Below are 18,799 nucleotides of genomic sequence, written 5' to 3' on the forward strand. Positions count from 1 at the left end.
GGTGGAACGGAACTACGGTAGCCGGCTTTCCGAAAGCCAACCTTTCATCAATAAAAGCCCCGACGCCTTTGGTGTCGGGGCTTTTTGTTTAATACTTTTTGATGGCGAAGGGCAACGCTTAGGTGTGCAGCAATCGCTCGCGTTACGCTTGGTAGTGGCAAAAGAAGTTCAGCCGCACAGAGTCACCCTCCCTCCCGGGAGGGGCCGGGAGTGGGGTCAAATGAACGTCATCTGTTCAAACTCCTTCCCGAGGATCGCCTTGTCGTCGGCGCCCAGCCACTTGTGGAGGATCGTCGCATACACGCTCTTGAAGTCTACCCGATGCTTCAGGTCGCCCTCGTCGAGGTCGGAGAGGTCGGGGAGCGCGTTGAGGAGGCCCTGCCGCTTCAGCCCGCCGCCGAGCAGGAACATATTGTTGGCCGTGCCGTGGTCGGTGCCGCCGGACGCGTTCTGCGCCACCCGGCGTCCAAACTCCGAAAAGGTAACGAGCAACACATCCTGGAAGCGGTTGTTGGCCTTCAGGTCCTTTACAAAGGCGCCAACGGCATCGTTCATCTCCTGGAAGAGGCGGCCCTGCTGCCCTTCCTGGTTCACGTGCGTATCGAAGGAGCCGAGCGAAACGTAGTATACCTTGGTGTTGATCTCGGAGTAAATGAGCGAGGCGATGGTCCTGAGGTCCTTTCCGAGGTTGCTGTTCGGATAGGAACCGCTGGTAGGGTGCAGCCGCGACTGCCGGTAGATATGATCGGCCGAGGAGAGCGTCTGTGCCATCGTTTTGTACAGGTAGTCGACGGGCTCTTCGTCGTGGTGGCCGCCGTGCTGCTTCGTCATCTCCTTGAAGTAGCGCTCGTTGGCCGATCCGAAAAGGCGCCGCGGGTCGGTAAGCGCCAGGCCATTGCTGGTGGCGCCTTTCAGGGCGAGGCTCAGCGTGTCGTCGATCTCGAGGGCGTGGGTGGGCTGGGGGCAGCCGGCGCACTGCGCGTCGAGGTAGCGGCCGAGCCAGCCGGTATGCACATACTCGTTGGCGGCGGCGGCGGAGTGCCAGATGTCCATGCTCCGGAAGTGCGAGCGGTCGGGGTTCGGATAGCCCACCGAGTTGAGAATGGCCAGATCACCGCCATGCCAGGCGTCGGCAAAGGCGCGAAGCGCAGGGTGCAGGCCCACCTCGTCGGAAAGTCCCAGCGCTTTGTCGCGGGTGATGCCGAGGCGCGGCCGCTCCCGGTAATAGAGGTCGTTGCGTACCGGCACTACGGTGTTGAGGCCGTCGTTGCCGCCGCTGAGCTGCAGCACCACCAGCACCTTGTTGCCGGGCGGAACGAATGCGGGGGCCTCGAAGGCCTTGAGGAACTTCGGGACCATCAGCGCCGCCGTAGCGAGCGAGCCTGTTTGGAGGAAGGTTCTGCGTTGGATGAGCATGATCGTGAATCGGCAATCGGGAATCGGGAAAGGCCTCCTCATTCCATCGGTTGCCTATTGTTTGGTGAATGTTTGTTTATGAAAAAAGAGCTGCTGCAGCCTTGATCGTCCACCGCTTTGGTTTTATTGCCGATTCGCGATTGCCGATTCCCGACTGCTTTCGGACCGTCTCCACTAGCAAAGCTGGTACTCCGGCAGGGCCATCAGCCGCAGTGTGGCGGTGCGTACGAAAGCGTCGCGGGCAGAGCCGTCGGCAAAGGCGCTCACCGAAGCGGCGGGCACGCGCAGCGGCACCTGTAGTACGGTGCGGGTGAGGCGGTCCATGAGCTCGGCACGCGGCACGGCGTCGAAGTGCCGGGTGAAGCGCGTCCACTCGATCTGCGCCGAGATAGGCCGGCCTGCGCGGCCGCCGCCCTCCATCTGCCCGCCGTTCGTATCGTCGTCGTCTTTGGGGCGCAGGTCGAGGCCGTCGCCGTCCTGCAACAGCAGCGGGATCCGCATCCGCGTCATCAGCGTCGACGAGTCGATCCAGCTTCGCCCGCCGGGCCAGCCGGCCACGTTGGGCGGGTAGAAGAGGACCTGCCCGAGCAGGCGCTGCACCAGCAGGAGGGCTTCCTCGTTCTGCAGCTTCATAGGCAGCAGGCGCTGGATACCGGCAATGAGCTCTACGGGGCTCTTGATGCGCGTGCCGATGTTTTTTTCGGCGTAGAACCAGTCGGCAGTGAAGAGGTCGTCCAGGAGCTTCTGGATGTCGTAATCATTTTTATAGAACCGGTCGGCGAGCCAGGCTACATGCGTGGCGTCGGGCGTTTCGTGCACGAAAAAGCGGTATAGCTTGCCCGCGATGTGCCGGGCCGTCTGCTTTTGCTCCAGCAGCATATTGAGCACGTCTTCGCCCACGAAAGCGCCCGTCTTTCCGAAAACGGTCTTGGAGCCGTCGTCGTGCGCGGCACGGCGGAACTGGAAGTCGCCCCGGTAGTTGGCGCCCCAGCCGGTGAAGGCGCGGGCGGCTTCCTTGATGTCGCGCTCGGTATAATGGCCGCGGCCCATCGTAAAGAGCTCCATCACCTCGCGGGCGAAGTTCTCGTTGGGATGGTCTTTGCGGTTTTGCTGGGCGTTGAGGAACTGGAGCATGGCGCCCGACTTCGATACTTCGTGCAGCAGCGTGCGGAAGGAGCCGAGGGCATTCACACGGAGGAGGTCGAGGAGGCCCTGCTGGTGCAGCACGTTCTGATTGCGCGCGGCGAAGTGGCCATGCCAGAAGAAGGCCATCTTCTCGCGCAGCTGGGCGGGGCTTTCAATGAGCTGGTAGAGCCAGGTGAGGTTGAGGGCGCGGATGCCTTCGCGGCTTTTTTCGCGCAGCATCCGGCGGGTGTCGGGGGCTTGCAGCCGGCCTGCCTCGGCCCGGTCGGCAACGAGGCGGCGCAGCGACTCGTCGATGACGTTGATATAGGCCGGGCGGGCGGCGGAGGCGGCGCGGAGGGCGGCATAGAGCGCCCCGGGTTGTTGCGCGGCACTGTCGGCGAGGCTGTCGGCCGAGGGGCCAAATCCGGCGCGCCAGAGCAGGTGCCGGCACTTTTGATCGTTGGTAGGCATGGCAGCAGGAACTTTACGGTACCGCTTCGACCCCACAACCGGCGCGGCGTTTAACGGATCCTTATATATTTCTGCCTCACCCCCGGCCCCTCTCCGGGGGAGAGGGGTGACTCTCTTCATCAGTACTTTCTCTTTGAAGCCTTCTTTAGGTCCTAATGCAAAAGCCCCGGCATCGAAGATGCCGGGGCTTTTGCATTAGAGAACGTCAACGTAAAGAAAAGGCGCCTACTGTAGTTCCGTCACACAGAGTCACCCCTCTCCTTTGGAGAGGGGCCGGGGGAGAGGTCAGATGAACTTGAGGTGGCTGAACTGCTCGCCCAGCACGGCCTTATCGTCGGTGCCGAGCCACTTTTTAAGTACGGTGGCATAAACCTGCTTGAAGTCGAGCTGGTACTTGAGGTCGCCGTTGTCGAGATCCGTGAGGTCCGACATGGGGTTCAGCATGCCTTTCTGCTTAAGGCCCCCGCCGAAGAGGAACATGTTGTTGGCAGCCCCATGATCGGTGCCGGCAGAGGCGTTCTGGGCCACGCGCCGTCCGAATTCCGAGAAGGTCATCAGCAGCACGTCGTCAAAGCGGCCGTTCGCCTTCATGTCCTTGAGGAAGGCGTCCACGGCGTCGTTGACCTCCTTCAGCGCACGCGCATGCGTGACCTCCTGGTTGATGTGCGTGTCGAAGCCGGAAAGCGAGACGTAGTAGACTTTCGTATCGATGTCGGAAAGCACGAGTGAGCCAATGATCCGGAAGCGTTTGCCCAAAGCGGTGTTGGGATAGCTGGCCTGCGTGCCCCGGAGCTTCGAGTTCTTGTAGATGTATTCGGCGCCGGAGAGGGTGCTCGAGAGGGTCTTGTAGAGGTAGTCAGCGGGCTGCTCGTGGCCGTGGTGGTCGATATGCTGCTGCGTGACGTCGCGGAAGAACTTCTCGTTGGTGGTGCCTGCCAGCGAGCGCGGGTCGCGCAGGGCAAGGCCATTCATCTGTTCCCCCTTGAGGGCGAGGCTCAGCGTATCGTCGAACTCGAGGGCCTGCGTCGGGCGCGCGCAGCCGTTGCATTGCGCGTCGAGGTAACGACCTACCCAGCCGGTGTTGATGTATTGATGGCTGTGGCTACCGCTGTGCCAGATGTCCATGCTCCGGAAGTGTGAGCGCTCGGGGTTGGGATAACCGACGCCGTTGAGCAGCACCATGTTGCCATTGTGATAGGCATCGGCGAAGGACGGCAGCGCCGGGTGCAGGCCGGCCTCGTCGGTCAGGGCAATGGTCTTTTCGCGGGCAAGGGCCAGCTTCGGGCGCGAACGGTAATAGATGTCGTTGCGCACGGGCACTACGGTGTTGAGGCCGTCGTTGCCGCCGCCGAGCTGGAGCACCACCAGCACCTTGTTGCCGGGGGGCACGAAAGCGGGCGCCTCAAAGGCCTTGAGGAACTTGGGCAGGAAGAGCGAGGCGGTGGCGAGGGAGCCTACCTGTAGGAATTCTCTGCGTTTGAACAGCATGATCAAAAAAGTGAACGGGTGAGCAAGTGAGCGGTGAGCAATTTTCGAGCGGTCAACGGGCTCACTTGCTCACCCGTTGACCGCTCACCTTAACACAGCTGATACTCCGGCAGGCACATCAGCTGGATGGCGGTGGTCCGGATGAACGACTCGCGCGAGGAGGCGTCGGTATAGCTGTCGAGCAGCGAGGGCGGTACCTGCATCGGCGTTTGGAGAAGCGCCCCGGCGAGTGCCGGCACGAGCTCGGTACGCGGCACCTTTTCGAAGTGCTTCTGAAAGTCCTTCCAGTCGATGGCCACGGCGATCTGGCTCTTGTCCTTGTCCAGCGCACGCACCTTACCCTTGGCGAAGATGGTGGCGCCGGCCACGCCGCCGCCCAGGTCATCGTCGCCTTTCGGCTTCAGATCGAGCACATCCCGTTCCGTGATCATCCTCGGGAGGCGCATCCGTGCCATCAGCGAGGCCGAGTCGATCCAGGTGCGGCCGCCTGGCCAGCCGGCCACGTTGGGCGGCGAAAAGAGGATTTGTCCGAGGATGCGCTGCAGGTCGAGGAGGATGCCCCGGTCCTGGAAGGTCATCGGCAGTATCCGCTGCATGCCTGCGATCAGGTCGATCGGCGATTTGATCCGGGCACCGATATACTTGTCGGCATAGAACCAATCCGCCGTGAAAATGTCGTCGAGCAGCTTGCCGATATGGTAGTCGTTGGCGTAGAAACGGTCGGCCAGCGCGTTGATCCGCGTAGTGTCGGGCGTTTCGCTCACCAGGTAGCGGTAGATCTTGCCGGTGATGTAGCGGGCCGTCGCCTTCTGCTCCAGCAGGAGGTCGAGCACCTGCTCGCCGGTGTAGTTGGCCGTTTTCCCGAAGACCGTTTTGGGTCCGTCGTCGTGGTACTGCGGCCGCATCTGGAACTCGCCCTTGAAGTTGGCCCCCCAGCCGGTAAAGGCACGGGCCGCCTCCTTGATGTCGCGCTCCGTGTAGTTGCCGCGGCCGAGGGTAAAGAGCTCCATCACCTCGCGGGCGAAGTTCTCGTTGGGGCTCGCCTTGCGGTTGCTCTGGGCGTTGAGGAAGTTGAGCATGGCGGCCGACTTCGACACCTCGTGCAGCAGGGTGCGGAAGGAGCCGAGGGCATGCTTTCGGGTGCTGTGGAGGAGGAGCTGCTGAAAGTAGACGTTGTAGACGCGCGTGGCAAAGTGGCCGTGCCAGAAGAGCGCCATCTTCTCCCGCAGCTGCGCGGGGCTGTTCACCATCTCCGCGATCCAGTTCAGGTTGATCTTCTGGATGCCCGCCTTGTTGCTAAGCAGCATCTTTTTCTTCGCTGCGGCGTCGAGGACGAACTTTGGCTGGCCGGGGGCCTTCATGTCGATGTAGACCATGCGGAGGTAATCGTCCATTACGTCGATGTACGCGGGCTCGGCGGCACTCTGGCTGCGGATCTCGCGGTAGAGGGCGTCGGGCGTGCTGCTGCCGAGGCGGGCGAGCTGCCCGGCCGCAGGACCAAAGCCGGTGCGCCAAAGGAGGTGTTGGTTCTTCTGTTGTTGGGTAGCCATGGGGAGCTTTTCGGAACTGTGTGACGGCAAGATAGCGCGTCCGTTTATTGTGCCCGCAGCCGGGGATCTAATTTAACGTTCTTAACTTCGGGTGAGCGGGTGAGCAGGTGAGCGGGTGAGCGGGTGAGCGGGTGAGCGGGTGAGCGGGTGAGCGGGTGAGCGGGTGAGCGGGTGAGCGGGTGAGCGGGTGAGCGGGTGAGCGGGTGAGCGGGAAAGATGAACTGAGGAAGATACAACAAGGCCAGCTGCGATCACTCTGCGAAACGCAGGAGATTGCTTCGCGAAGTTTATCCCTTAGAAGTCGGGACTCGCAATGACTTCCGCTCTTTAAGCGACCCCTTACCAATAGACCAATAAACGAATAGACCAATAAACCAATAAACCCGCAGAGCGCCATGAGCTCCTTCCGTGTCTTCAAATATGCTTCCCCGCTGCTGATCTATGTCGGTGCGCTCCGGGCCTTTACGGGCACGGGCCTCGTGGTGTGGCTGCCGGTGCTGTATTCCTTCGTGGTTGTTCCCCTCCTCGAGCTGCTGCTGCGTCCCGACCCGCGCAACCTCTCGGCCGCTGGCGAAGAGCTCGCGCGCCGCAATCCCGTCTACGACTGGCTGCTCTACGCCATCGTGCCGATGCAGTGGGGCGCGCTCGCGCTCTTCCTGCAGGGCATTTCTACGGAGCCGCTCTCCGGCGCCGACCTCGCAGGCCGCACGGCCGTGATGGGCCTCCTATGCGGCACTTTCGGCATCAACGTGGGCCACGAGCTCGGGCACCGGGTAAAGAAGTCGGAGCGGGCCCTTGCGCTCACCCTGCTGCTTTCCTCGCTCTACATGCACTTTTATATCGAGCACAACAAGGGGCACCACAAGCGGGTGGCCACGCCCGAAGACCCAAGTAGCGCCCGCTACGGCGAGGCACTCTATCCCTTCTGGTGGCGCTCCATCGCGGGCTCGCTGAAGAGCGCCTGGCACATCGCGGGAGCGGAGGCCCGAAAGGAAGGCGCGGGAACGTTCTCGTGGCGTAACGCGGTGCTCGTATTCGTGCTCGTGCAGGCGGCCCTGCTCGTGCTGGTGGGCGCGGCATTCGGCGCCGCGGCGCTTGGCGCATTCCTGGTGGCGGCGCTCCTGGGCATCCTGCTGCTCGAAACGGTCAACTACATCGAGCACTACGGCCTGCAGCGCAAGGCCACCGCCGGCGGCTACGAGCGGGCATTGCCGGCACATAGCTGGAACTCGAGCCATGTCATCGGGCGGGTGATGCTCTTCGAGCTGAGCCGCCATAGCGACCATCACTACCTGGCCTCGCGCAAATACCAGGTGCTCCGGCACCACGACGACGCACCGCAGATGCCCACGGGCTATCCCGGAATGATGCTGCTGGCGCTCGTGCCGCCGGTCTGGTTCTACGTGATGAATAAACGAGCAAGAGCCGCGACAGGTCCTGCGGAGGCTGCCACGGCTCTTGCGATCCAATGATTTCCGGGTTTATGAGCGGCGCTTGCCCAGCAGAACGCTGAAGCCCACCGAAAGCGGGTTTTGTGTCGCGGCGCTCGTCGAGAGATTCAGCGCGCTGCTTTTTTGCTGCACGTTGGGGTTCGACGGGTTATTGGTCGTGTTTTGCGTATAGGAGATATTCAACAGGTTGGTCAGGCTCGCTTCGAGCTGGAAGCGGTCCCGGAACAGGTAGCTGATGCCCGGGTAGAGGTAGGCATTGGCGCCAAAAGCGCGGTTGCGGACCTCCTGCATGCCGTTCTGCCAATAGGTGCCTTTGCCTGCCTGTACATTGATACCGGTTTGTCCGAATACAAAAAAGTTGTTGGCGATCGGCCAGAACTTACGCAGGCTGATGCCCCCGCCGTAGCTGCGGTTCGTATTCTCGAAGCCGGGCCCGTTGTTGTTATCCGTGCCGTTGCTGTAATAGCCGTGCAGGCCCAGCGCCACATTGTTGCGCACGAAGAGGCTCACCGACGGGCTCACGTACGTCTGCGTGGTGCTGTAGGCAGGAGAAAAGGGAGTGGCTTCCACCTTGTTCGTGCTGACGCCAAAGGTGCCGCCGATACCGACGCGGCCTTTATCGAGCTGGGCATGGGAAAGGGTTGCGGAAAGAACAGGAAGGCAGGCAAGTACGATTTTCTTCATAAACTGATTTTGGGTAACAGACAACGGCGACGGGCCATGTGCTTCACCGCCGATGCCTCTAACGGCATGGCTTAACAGAAAATTGTACCGCTCTTAACACGATGTTGTTCGTTTGGCAGGCGCATAAAAAAAGCCTCCGGGTGGAAGGCTTTCATAAACGGTATCGTAGTGCTACTTTTTGGCGTTGGCCTGCACGTAGGCACGCACCTGGCTGGTTTCATCGGCGCTGAGCTTGGCCATGGGCGCCATCTTCTGCAGGATGGGCTCCCAGCGTTCGGCCGTGTAGTTGGCCGGATCTTTCAGGTTGTGGCAGCGGCCGCATTTGGCGTTGTACACCTGGTGGCCGGCGGTTACCAGGCTGTTGGCGGCAGGCGCCGCGGGCGTGGTGCTGGCAGTAGAAGTACCGGAAGAAGGCGTGCCGCTGGTATTGGTGGCGGCGGGCTGGGTCTTCGGCGAGCAGGCGAGCACCGTGGCGGCCAGTGCGGCGGAGAAAAGGAGTTGCTTCATGTAATAGGTTGCTTGTGCACTAAAAGTAATAAACCCGGGGGAGATCACAGATCTCGAATCTCAGATCGGTGATCTCGGATCTAAGATCTGTTGATGGCGCACGACAAGGGATGTCAAATCTCGGATTTCGGATTCGGGCGGTCCCACGTAGCGAGGATAATGGAAGTATGAGATCCGGAGACTGCGGGAATCAGAAAGAAAGGTCGCCCTGAAGCGACCCTTACAAATTAACCAACAAACAAATAGACCAATAAACTAGATCATCTCCGAGCCGAAATAGCGATGCAGTACGGGCGGGAGCTTGATGCCGTTGCCGTCCTGGTTGTTCTCGAGCAGTGCGGCGAGGATGCGCGGCAGCGCGAGCGAGGAGCCATTGAGCGAGTGCAGCAACTGCGTCTTGCCGTCTTCCTTGAAGCGGGCCTTCATGCGGTTGGTCTGGTAGCTTTCGAAGTTCGACACCGAGCTTACCTCGAGCCATTTCTCCTGGGCGGCGCTCCACACCTCGAAGTCGTAGGTGAGGGCCGAGGCAAAGCTCATATCGCCGCCGCAGAGGCGCAGGATGCGGTAGGGGAGGCCGAGCGACTGCACGAGCTTTTCCACGTGCGCCACCATCTCGTCGAGCACTTCGTAGGAGCGCGCCGGGTGCACGAGTTGCACGATCTCGACCTTGTCGAACTGGTGCAGGCGGTTGAGGCCGCGCACGTGCGCGCCGTAGGAGCCGGCCTCACGGCGGAAGCAGGGCGTATAGGCCGTCAGGCGCACCGGCAGGTCCGTGTCTTTGAGGATGACGTCGCGGTAAATATTGGTGAGCGGCACCTCCGAGGTCGGGATCAGGTAGAAGTTGTCGACGGTGGCGTGGTACATCTGCCCTTCCTTGTCGGGAAGCTGGCCGGTGCCGTAGGCCGAGGCCTCGTTCACGAGGTGCGGCACCTGGTGCTCGATATAGCCGGCCGCTGCGTTATAGTCGAGGAAATACTGGATGAGCGCGCGCTGCAGCTTCGCGCCGTTGCCTTTATACACCGGGAATCCGGCGCCGGTGAGCTTGTTGCCCAGCTCGAAGTCGATCAGGTCGTAGCGCTTCGCGAGGTCCCAGTGGGGCACGGCGCCGGCGGGCAGCTCGGGCTTCGAGCCGCCGCTCCGTACTTCTACGTTCTCTTCGGGCGTCTTGCCGGGCGGCACGAGCTCCGACGGTAGGTTGGGCAGGCGGAGGAGGAGCTCGGTGAGCTGTTGCTCCGTACTCGCCAGCTGCTGCTCAATGGGGGCCAGGGTCTTCTTGAAGGTCTCTACGTCCGCTTTTTTGGCCTCCGCTTCTTCCTTCTGGCCCTTGGCCATGAGCCCGCCGATCTCTTTGGAAGTGGCGTTGACCTTCGCCTTCGTATCGTCGAACTGGAACGAGAGCTTGCGCCGCTCATCGTCGAGGGCGATGATCTGGTCTACGAGCTCCGGCTCCTTGAAATTTTTTACGGCGAGGCGCTCTTTCACTTTTGCCGTGTCGTTGCGCAGGACGGCCAGTTGCAGCATAATCGGGTCTTTTTAAAGGTCGTCAAAGATAAGGAGAAGGGTTTAGGAGGTTTAGAAGGTTTAGGGGGGTGGCTGGCGCATGCAACCTTCTCAACCTCCTGAACCCCCTAAACCTTCTAAACCTATTCTCCCATTACTTTTGCGCCATGCAAATGAACGACGACCTGCAGGTGCGGTGGTGGAAGCTGGAGGAGCAGCTGATGGAGCGCTTCGGCAAAAAGCCCGACGTGGAAACGGTACTCTTCCTGATCGGTATCCAGGAGCTGGGGTCGATCCGGAAGAAGTTCTCCAAAGAGCAGAAGCAGGACCTCATGCACATTGCCATCTGCACGGTGCTGACGCCCAGCGGCTACTACGAGCTTGGCGGCCTCGACGCCGACGGCTGGCCCCACTTCCGGCAGCTGAAGCCGATGCCCGCCCTGATGCCCCACGAGCAGGAAGCCTTCCTGAAAGACCATATACTGCTCTATTTCCAGAGCCACGAGCTGGGGGGATCTGAGATCTGAGATCTCGGATGTGGGATCTGGGATTTCAGATTTCAGATGTATGATTTCAGATTTCAGATTTGGGTGTCCCCGGGTTCGAGGCCCGTGGGCGTGAATCATCCAGGAACCTGTCAACGGCAGGGAGCGTATCCTATGTGGCCCGCCCGCGGGCCTTTCCTCCTCGCTCCCTCGAAAACTGCGCCTACTGCCGGGGCGTAGCTACCCTAATTCAGCGACTTAGGCCCTAAACGACCTTGTCATCCTGAGCTTGTCGAAGGACTTCGCGCCTTTGCGTTAAAATGGATCCATCCCGGCTACCGGGATCCGGGTGGTGAACGCAAAGCCTCGATGCTGCACTGCCTGTTCGCGATTGCCGATTGCCGATTCACGATTATCTTTCGTTCATGCGCAGCTTACTTCTCACACTGATCCTCGTTGCCACACTCGGCGCCTCCGCCCAACAAAACGTCAAGCTCAAACGCCGCGACTACAAGCGTGACGTGGAGCTGACCACCACGGAGGGGCGCATCGTGCTCCGCCTTTCCGACTCCACGCCTTACCACCGCGACAACTTCCTGCGGCTTGTCAAAAGCGGCTATTACGACAGCGTGCTGTTTCACCGGGTGATCAAAGGGTTCATGATCCAAAGCGGCGATCCCAACAGCCGCCGCGTCGCTGCCGGGCAGGGGCTGGGCAATGGCGGGCCGGGCTACCTCATCCCCGCCGAACTCCGTGCCACCCTCTTTCACCGCAAGGGTGTGCTGGCTGCCGCCCGCGAGGGCGATGGCCCCAACCCGCTCCGCTACTCTTCCGCCAGCCAGTTCTACATCGTACAGGGCCGCACCTTTACCGACGCCGAGATGGACTCCATAGAAGTGGCGCGCCTGCAGGGCCGCAAGATCCCGCCCGACCGCCGGGCCATCTATAAGTCCACCGGAGGCACCCCGCAGCTCGATGGCAACTATACCGTCTTCGGCGAAGTGCTCGAAGGCCTCGACGTCGTGGACCGCATCGCCACCACCCCCACCTCCACCGCCCCCCGCGACCGCCCTGTCACCGATATGCGCATACTGAAGGCAAGGCTTGTCAAGAGAAAAGTTTAGGAGGTTTAGGGGTTGGTTGAGGTCGTCTAACCTTTTAAACCTCCTAAACCCTCTAAACCTTTTTATATCGAACTGGTTTATATTGCACCCCAAACCGAGCATATGAATTTTCCGGAGAACGTACGTTATACCAAAGACCATGAGTGGATCCGTGTAGAAGGCGACGAGGCGATCGTGGGCATCACTGATTTCGCGCAGCGCGAGCTGGGCGATATCGTATACGTGGAAGTGGAGACTGTTGGCCAGGCCCTCACCGAAGGCACCGTGTTCGGTACCGTGGAGGCCGTCAAGACCGTTTCCGACCTGTTCCTCCCCCTCAGCGGCACCATCCTGGAAGTAAACCCCAAGCTGGCCGCCAACCCCGAACTCGTGAACACAGACCCCTACGGCGACGGCTGGATGGTGCGGATGCGCATCGACGATATTGCCGCAGTGGACGGGCTTATGGACGCTCCCGCCTATCAATCTTTAGTAGGCTAAATCCAAACCGCATTCATTTACCGTAATTAAAACAGATCGGGCAACGGATCACTAAGAACCAACTTTTGAGCGCCAAAACCACATATCCGGAAGGCGAGCTGGTGACCCTTTTACGTCAGAAAGACGAAGGGGCGTTCAGTTACCTCTACGAGCACTACTCGGGTGCGCTGTATGGCGTGGTCCGGCAGGTAGTGGCCGATGAGGAGCTTGCGCAGGATGTGCTGCAGGAGGTGTTTGTGTCGATCTGGCGCAAAATTGACTCCTACGATGCGCTCAAGGGAAGGCTCTTTACCTGGATGCTCAATGTGGCCCGGAACGCCGCCATCGATAAGGTGCGGTCCAAAGGCTACCAGCAATCGCTGCGGCAGACCTCGCTCGACGTGAGCGAGTCGAGCCACCCCGCGGTGCGCCCCGGGATCGACGACTATGGTCTGAAGAAGACCCTGTCGCGACTCAAGGACGAGCAACGGCAGCTGATCGATCTGTCTTATTACCAGGGCTATACGCACGACCAGATTGCGAAGGCCCTGAACATACCGCTGGGTACGGTTAAAACCCGCCTACGCACTGCACTGTCGCAGCTGCGCACCATGCTATCGTAACAACGTGAACGTAAAAGAATACATATCGAGCGGCATTATTGAGAGCTACGTGCTCGGCCTCGCCTCCGATGAGGAGCGCCGGGAGTTCGAGTCGTACAGCGCCCAATATCCCGAGATCGCCGAAGCCCGCGACCGCTTCGAGCAGCAGCTGGAAGAACAGCTGCTGGCCGACGCGCCCGCCCCGCCGGTGGCCCTGAAGGCCCGGGTGAAGGCGGCCCTGCAGGCCGAGCGCATCGTGCCGGTCGATGGCGACGGCTTCGCCCACGAGGCGCCCGTGCGCCGGATGAACCCCTGGAAGTGGGCAGCGGCAGCCTCGGTGCTGGTAGCCGCCGGCTCCCTGTTCTGGGCCGCGCAGCTCCGCCAGCAGAACCAGGACCTCCAGGCCTCCGTGCGCAACGGCCAGGAGACCCAGCAGCAATTGACCGAGGCGCGCGCCCGGCTCGCCGACCTGCAGGATCAGGCCAATACACTGCGCAACCCCGCCGTGAAGATGGCTTCCCTCAACGGAACGCCCAAGGCACCGAAGTCGCAGGTAATGGTGTTCTGGGATTCGACCTCGCGCGACGTATACATGATGGTCAAGAACCTCCCGCGCCCAGCCTCCACGGAGCAGTACCAACTCTGGGCCCTCCTCAACGGTAAGCCGGTAGATCTCGGCGTGTTCGACTTCCGCCAGGAGCAGCTCCTCATCAAGATGAAAGGCGTGCAGGCTGCCCAGGCCTTCGCCATCACCCTCGAGCCCCACGGCGGCAGCGTGAACCCCACCCTCGAGAAGATGTACGTCTACGGCGACCTCTAAGGAGGATCGCAGATCTCGGATCTTGGATCTCAGATCTGCTCAGGTAGGACGTTTCCCTTTTTCTTTCCTGACTCATTTGCATTGCGCGTCTTTGGTTTCTTCGTCGGCAGTGTCCGGCCTGGCGTCTTCTGCGCGCACACGCCGGCTGGCAATTTTTGCATCCGGAAAACCAGCCTCCGCTTCTTCACGTATCTGTTTATGATCATTTCTTTTTGGCGAATGGAGTGATCTCATAGTTGGTTACCAAGGGCTTTGTCTAAAGCCCTTTCCTTTTTCCCTTCGCTGCGCTACGGGATGACAAGGCCCCGCTCCGCTATGGGAAGACAACGGGGGCGGAACCCGTAACCTTCTCAGCATTCTTCCACCCATTCTCCCGTAGCTTGCAGCATGTCGCGCTCTCTTCGCATCGGGCTCACCGCCGCTTACTTCCTGCTTTGCTGCTACCTCTTCACCATGCCCGGCACCGCCTTTCCGAAAGAGGATTGGCTTGACCGCATCTTCTTCGACAAATGGGTGCACATCGGACTCTTCGGCCTCCTGGCCCTGCTGCTGTGCTGGTGCGGCCCTTACCGCTCCGTGCGCTCCCTGTTCCTCATCGCGGCCCTGCTGACGGCATACGGCGGAGCGGTAGAGTTTGTGCAGGACCGCTGGATCCCCCATCGCTCCTTCGACCTCTGGGACTGGGTGGCGGATGTTGTCGGAATCGGTACCGGGCTCTGGGCCTGGCTGTGGCTGCTGCCCCGGTGGACCGGCAGGCGCAGGAATATTGCTTAACGATTGTTGCCTCACCAGATAAAGAAGCGAGCCCCGGCGCATCGGCCGGGGCTCGTTCAATTAGTTATTGCCAGTTCGACAGTGCAACAGTCCGTTTACCAATGCTTCTTGTCAGTCGGGCTGCTTTTTTTGCAGCAATGCTCCAGTGAGTTGTCGGGGGTTATATAAAAAAATAAACCCCTGTAGAAACAGGGGTCGCAACCAAAACTAACTGCTTATGAGAAAATTGACTGCTTATGTGAGAGATTCTTGATTTCTTGTTGTTGTATTATCTAACGCAAAATTGTTGCCAGTTGTTTGCTCATTCTTGTTAATAGTTTCAAAAAGCCACTTTTGATTCGTTTTACCTTCTTTCAAAGCTGCTTTTCTCTAAAGAACTGCGTCATCAACCGACACAGTATAAGTAGTAAAAATGATGCCAGTTTTTTGAAGCCTTGTTTCGTCTTTGTTAAGAAGACGGTTGTGTACTTCGTTCTACAAGATTCCTCAAAAAAGTGGGTAATGGCAAGCTCATCTTTCTACACTATTCAAAAGCAACGAGTTATATCTAAAGGAATCCATTAGTTCGCAGTGCTGCCGACCATTTTTTCGGCGTTCTCCGCAAACTGCAGCGCATCGATGAGCTCCTGGATGTTCCCGTTGAGCACGTCCTGCAGGTTGTAGAGGGTCATGCCGATGCGGTGGTCGGTTACGCGGCCCTGCGGAAAGTTGTACGTGCGGATCTTGGCCGACCGGTCGCCGGAGGCCACCAGGCTCTTGCGGTGCCGCGCGATCTCTTCTTCCTGCTTGCGCACCTGCTCCTCGTACAGCCGGGTCCGCAGCATCTGCATGGCCTTTTCGCGGTTGCCGAGCTGGGTGCGCTCCGTCTGGCAGATCACCACCGTGCCCGTAGGAATATGGGTGAGCAGCACCTTCGTTTCCACCTTGTTCACATTCTGGCCGCCGGCGCCGCCCGAGCGGGCCGTTTCCATCTTCACATCGCTATCCTTGAGCTCGAAGTCGATCTCTTCGGCCTCCGGCATCACGGCAACCGTGGCGGCAGAGGTATGCACACGGCCCTGCGTTTCGGTTGCCGGTACCCGCTGCACGCGGTGCACGCCGCTCTCGAATTTGAGGGTGCCGTACACGTCGTCGCCCACCACCTCGATCTGGATCTCCTTATAACCACCCACGGTGCCCTCGGTCTCGGAAAGGACGGCCGTACGGAAGCCGCGCTGCTCGCAATATTTGATGTACATGCGCGCGAGGTCGCCGGCAAAGAGCGAGGCCTCGTCGCCGCCGGTGCCGGCACGTACCTCGATGATGGCGTTCTTCTCGTCCTGCGGGTCTTTGGGGATCAGCATCTGGCGGATGGACGCTTCCATTTTAGCCTGGCGCTCCTCGGTTTCGGGCAGCTCGGCCTTCGCCAGCTCGCGGAGCTCTTCGTCGCTGCCGTTGAGGGCCTCGCGGTAGAAGGCCACGTCCTCGAGCACCTTGCGGTAGTCGTTATAGGCGCCTACGATCTTTTCGAGGCTCCGGTATTCCTTGCTCAGCGCCCCGAACTTCCTGGAGTCGCCGATGATCTCGGGGTTGGTGAGGGCCACGCCGATGTCCTGAAAACGGGCGTTGATGGCTTCGAGTTTATCCAGCATAGGGCGGCAAAGGTACGGCAATCGGCGCCGCAAGCGGCGGTTGAGAAGGAACGCCGATGCAGCGGATCGAACGGATGCGTACGGATATGTAACGCAAGGGCCACGTGTGCCGATCCGCTGCATCGGTCCCATCCGCGTACCTTCTCTCGGATATCGGGGCTACATTCGCCCCATGTCCTTCCGCACACTCACTGCCCCACGCATCTTCGATGGCTCCCGTTTTCATACCGATACTGCGCTCGTGCTCGCCGCCGACGGCACCGTGGAAGCCCTGGTGCCCCTTTCCAAGGCCCCCGGCGCCGAGGTGCTCGACGGTATCCTCACGCCCGGCTTCGTCAACTGTCATTGTCACCTGGAGCTCAGTCATATGAAAGGGCAGCTGCCCGAGGCTACAGGGCTGGTGGCGTTTGTAAAAGGCGTGATCGGGGGCAGGGCCGCGGATCCGGAGGTCATTGCCGCCGCCATCGGAGCGGCCGATGCCGAAATGCGGCGCAACGGGATCATGGCCGTCGGCGACATCTCCAATACGTCGGATACCGCGGCCACGAAGCGGCAGAGCGCGCTTGCCTACTGCAACTTCGTGGAGGTGCTCGGCTGGGCGCCCGGCAGTGCGGAAGGCAGCTACGGGAGGGCCCTTGCCGTGGTGGATGCATTCGCCGGCTGCGGACCTGCCGCCATCGTGCCGCATGCTTCATACACCGTTTCGGAAGCGCTGTGGGAACGCATCGGGCCGGGGTTTGCCGGGAAGGTCATCTCGGTGCACAACCAGGAAACGCCGTTCGAGGACGAGTTCATGGAGCGCGGCACCGGGCCGTTTGTAGATATGTATCAATACCTGGGCGTCGACAACACGCACCATGTACCCACGGGCCGATCGAGCTTGCGCGGCTATTTCAACAGGCTGTCGGAGGCCGCACGGCGCATCCTCGTCCACAACACGTTCATTCCTGCAGCCGACGTAGCCTATGCGCTGGAGCAAAGCCCTGCGGACACTACTTTCTTCTGCCTGTGCATCAACGCCAACCTGTATATCGAGCGGCAGGTGCCACCCGTAGAACTACTGCGCAGCGCCGGGGCGCCCATCGTACTGGGTACCGACTCGCTGGCTTCCAACTGGAGCCTGGGCATTCACGACGAGCTGCGCGCGCTGCGCCAACACTTCCCGAAGGTTCCGCTGGAGGAAATGCTGCAGTGGGCGACCCTGAACGGCGCGAAAGCCCTGAATAAAGAGGGGGAGCTCGGCGCGTTCGGGAAAGGCAAGCGGCCGGGTGTGCTGCTGTTGCAGGAAGAAGATCTTTCGGTAGCACGGATCGCGTAGGGGTCGCCCGGTCGGCATCTTGCCCTGATGTGCGGTTTGTTTCGCCCTTACGCACCCGCTCCGGGTGAATACGTATACTCCGTTTTACCGGTGTTCCTTGCCGCGCCCGGTTAGCGGCCGGTCGTCGCTATTGCTCCAGCAAGCGTTCCATCACCACAAATTCATAACCGTCCTTGAAAAAGGTCTCCGCCGTTTCCCGAAAGCCGAAGCGCGCGTAAAAGCCTGACGCGTTGCGCCGGGCGTTGCACCACACACGGCGCACACCGCCGGTTTGTGCCTCTTCCAGCACGTGCGCGAGCAGGCGCGATCCATAGCCCTTTCCCTGGTATGGCTGCAGCGTCGCGAATTTCCGGAACTGCAGCGCATCGCCCCGGCGAAACAGGGAGATGACGCTGACCAGGACGTCGCCCTCGAACAGACCAAGGTGCCTGCCGGAGGCGTCGTCGGGCAATTTGATCCGCTCGAAGTCGAGGTCCGGGTACATAACCTCGTGACGGAGGGGCCACACGGCGGCTGCGGGAACTTCCTGGATCATGCGGCAAAGCTAGCGGCTTTCGTCAGCCGGAGATCTCTTTGAGCACGGGCAGGGTGCGCAGCGTGCCGAACTCGGGCAGGTGCAGGGCGTAGTAGAGCTCGAGCTGCTGCAGGATGCTGCGGCGCAGGTCTTGCGTGAGGCGCACCTCTGCGAGCTCTTCGGGTTGCAGCACCTTGAGGATGTGGGCCACCGCTTCGGCGGCGCGGCCTTCGAGGAAATGCGGGTGGCGCGGTTGCTCGGGTACGAAGGTGCCTTCCTTCAGGTCGAGGTAAGGTAGTTCTTCGGAATATTCGTCGGCAATGCGGAAACCGAAGAAAACGGGCAGGTGCAGCGCGAAGAAGAGGGGGAAGTTGGCCGTAACGGCCGGTGCCGCGGTATCGAGGTGGAGCAGGGCATCTTCGGCGAAGTAAAAGAGCTCGGCGTTGGGTTCGGGTTCCTTGAGGCTTTTGTTGAGCAGCTCGATGCAGAAGAGGGCCACGGCGTTTTTGAGCACGTCGGAGAGGAGGTGCTGGTAGAGGTGCGCCCACTTGAATTCCCTGATGCGGTTCAGGTTGCGGAACTGGTTGTGGTACACCACGAGGTCGAGGAGGGCGCCGGGCTGGAAGCAGGCGGCCTTGGCGGTGCCCCGGTTGGAGGCCTGGCGCACGCCGTTTACGATATAGGACTGGAGGCCGAAGCCTTCCGTGAAGCAGGTCACCACGAGGCTGGTTTCGCCGTATTTGACGTTGCGGAGCACGATGCCTTTGGTCTTCTGAAGCATGGGGAAAGGTACGATGAAACCCGCAACGGGAGCGGGTTTTAGGGGCGGTATTCTGTTGCGTTGCCGTTAATTATCGGTACCCGCGGCGCGTCGTCGCGC

At 60.7% G+C, this 18,799-nt stretch carries 18 protein-coding genes; 8 read left to right on the plus strand and 10 right to left on the minus strand.

All coding sequences use genetic code 11. The features are described from left to right. Positions 1-216: 216 nt before the first annotated feature. The 4 genes from ABD937_RS02710 to ABD937_RS02725 all read right to left on the minus strand — a co-directional run bounded on the left by ABD937_RS02710 (position 217) and on the right by ABD937_RS02725 (position 6,050). Positions 217-1,416 (minus strand): DUF1501 domain-containing protein, encoded by a 1,200-nt coding sequence (locus tag ABD937_RS02710; protein WP_345253169.1) that lies wholly within the window; start codon positions 1,414-1,416, stop codon positions 217-219. A gap of 174 nt (positions 1,417-1,590) precedes the next feature. Beyond that, the gene (locus ABD937_RS02715) at positions 1,591-3,012 is read right to left on the minus strand and encodes a DUF1800 domain-containing protein (RefSeq protein WP_345253170.1); all 1,422 of its coding nucleotides are present in this window, start codon (positions 3,010-3,012) and stop codon (positions 1,591-1,593) included. Positions 3,013-3,297: 285 nt separating this feature from the next. After that, positions 3,298-4,500: a DUF1501 domain-containing protein gene (locus ABD937_RS02720; RefSeq protein ID WP_345253171.1), complete on the minus strand. Its 1,203-nt coding sequence runs from the start codon at positions 4,498-4,500 to the stop codon at positions 3,298-3,300. A gap of 89 nt (positions 4,501-4,589) precedes the next feature. Further along, positions 4,590-6,050, minus strand: coding sequence for a DUF1800 domain-containing protein (locus tag ABD937_RS02725; protein ID WP_345253172.1), 1,461 nt, complete (start codon positions 6,048-6,050; stop codon positions 4,590-4,592). A 395-nt stretch (positions 6,051-6,445) separates the two neighbouring features. Between ABD937_RS02725 and ABD937_RS02730 the strand changes: the two genes are divergently transcribed. Beyond that, positions 6,446-7,522 (plus strand): alkane 1-monooxygenase, encoded by a 1,077-nt coding sequence (locus tag ABD937_RS02730; protein WP_345253173.1) that lies wholly within the window; start codon positions 6,446-6,448, stop codon positions 7,520-7,522. Between the two features lie 9 nt (positions 7,523-7,531). Here ABD937_RS02730 and ABD937_RS02735 read toward each other — a convergent pair whose 3' ends face one another. The 3 genes from ABD937_RS02735 to serS form a co-directional block, all read right to left on the minus strand. Next, positions 7,532-8,185, minus strand: coding sequence for a hypothetical protein (locus ABD937_RS02735; RefSeq protein WP_345253174.1), 654 nt, complete (start codon positions 8,183-8,185; stop codon positions 7,532-7,534). 171 nt (positions 8,186-8,356) lie between these two features. Continuing rightward, positions 8,357-8,692 (minus strand): hypothetical protein, encoded by a 336-nt coding sequence (locus ABD937_RS02740; RefSeq protein ID WP_345253175.1) that lies wholly within the window; start codon positions 8,690-8,692, stop codon positions 8,357-8,359. 255 nt (positions 8,693-8,947) lie between these two features. Then, a complete protein-coding gene (serS, locus tag ABD937_RS02745; RefSeq protein WP_345253176.1) occupies positions 8,948-10,213 on the minus strand; it encodes a serine--tRNA ligase in 1,266 nt (421 codons plus the stop codon). A 146-nt stretch (positions 10,214-10,359) separates the two neighbouring features. Between serS and ABD937_RS02750 the strand changes: the two genes are divergently transcribed. The 6 genes from ABD937_RS02750 (at position 10,360) to ABD937_RS02775 (ending at position 14,456) form a co-directional block, all read left to right on the plus strand. Next, positions 10,360-10,719, plus strand: coding sequence for a hypothetical protein (locus ABD937_RS02750; protein WP_345253177.1), 360 nt, complete (start codon positions 10,360-10,362; stop codon positions 10,717-10,719). A 383-nt stretch (positions 10,720-11,102) separates the two neighbouring features. Then, positions 11,103-11,801 (plus strand): peptidylprolyl isomerase, encoded by a 699-nt coding sequence (locus tag ABD937_RS02755; RefSeq protein ID WP_345253178.1) that lies wholly within the window; start codon positions 11,103-11,105, stop codon positions 11,799-11,801. 102 nt (positions 11,802-11,903) lie between these two features. After that, positions 11,904-12,281: a glycine cleavage system protein GcvH gene (gene gcvH / locus ABD937_RS02760; protein WP_345253179.1), complete on the plus strand. Its 378-nt coding sequence runs from the start codon at positions 11,904-11,906 to the stop codon at positions 12,279-12,281. Positions 12,282-12,346: 65 nt separating this feature from the next. Continuing rightward, complete coding sequence (locus ABD937_RS02765; protein WP_345253180.1) at positions 12,347-12,883, plus strand: RNA polymerase sigma factor; 537 nt, start codon at positions 12,347-12,349, stop codon at positions 12,881-12,883. 4 nt (positions 12,884-12,887) lie between these two features. Continuing rightward, positions 12,888-13,682, plus strand: a complete 795-nt coding sequence (locus tag ABD937_RS02770) for an anti-sigma factor (RefSeq protein ID WP_345253182.1) — start codon at positions 12,888-12,890, stop codon at positions 13,680-13,682. A 387-nt stretch (positions 13,683-14,069) separates the two neighbouring features. Continuing rightward, positions 14,070-14,456: a VanZ family protein gene (locus tag ABD937_RS02775; protein ID WP_345253183.1), complete on the plus strand. Its 387-nt coding sequence runs from the start codon at positions 14,070-14,072 to the stop codon at positions 14,454-14,456. Between the two features lie 560 nt (positions 14,457-15,016). Here ABD937_RS02775 and prfA read toward each other — a convergent pair. Beyond that, positions 15,017-16,087, minus strand: a complete 1,071-nt coding sequence (gene prfA / locus ABD937_RS02780) for a peptide chain release factor 1 (protein ID WP_345253184.1) — start codon at positions 16,085-16,087, stop codon at positions 15,017-15,019. A gap of 172 nt (positions 16,088-16,259) precedes the next feature. Here prfA and ABD937_RS02785 point away from each other — a divergent pair, with 172 nt between their 5' ends. Beyond that, entirely contained in the window at positions 16,260-17,405 is a 1,146-nt protein-coding gene (locus ABD937_RS02785; RefSeq protein WP_345253185.1) for an amidohydrolase family protein, read from the plus strand. Between the two features lie 127 nt (positions 17,406-17,532). On the opposite strand, the gene ABD937_RS02790 is transcribed toward ABD937_RS02785, so the two are convergent. Together ABD937_RS02790 and recO are read right to left on the minus strand one after the other, a co-directional pair. Further along, complete coding sequence (locus tag ABD937_RS02790; protein ID WP_345253187.1) at positions 17,533-17,940, minus strand: GNAT family N-acetyltransferase; 408 nt, start codon at positions 17,938-17,940, stop codon at positions 17,533-17,535. A gap of 22 nt (positions 17,941-17,962) precedes the next feature. Further along, positions 17,963-18,700 (minus strand): DNA repair protein RecO, encoded by a 738-nt coding sequence (gene recO, locus ABD937_RS02795; protein WP_345253189.1) that lies wholly within the window; start codon positions 18,698-18,700, stop codon positions 17,963-17,965. Positions 18,701-18,799: the final 99 nt, after the last annotated feature.

It is taken from the genome of Flaviaestuariibacter amylovorans, assembly GCF_039541815.1.
GTDB lineage: Bacteria > Bacteroidota > Bacteroidia > Chitinophagales > Chitinophagaceae > Flavisolibacter > Flavisolibacter amylovorans.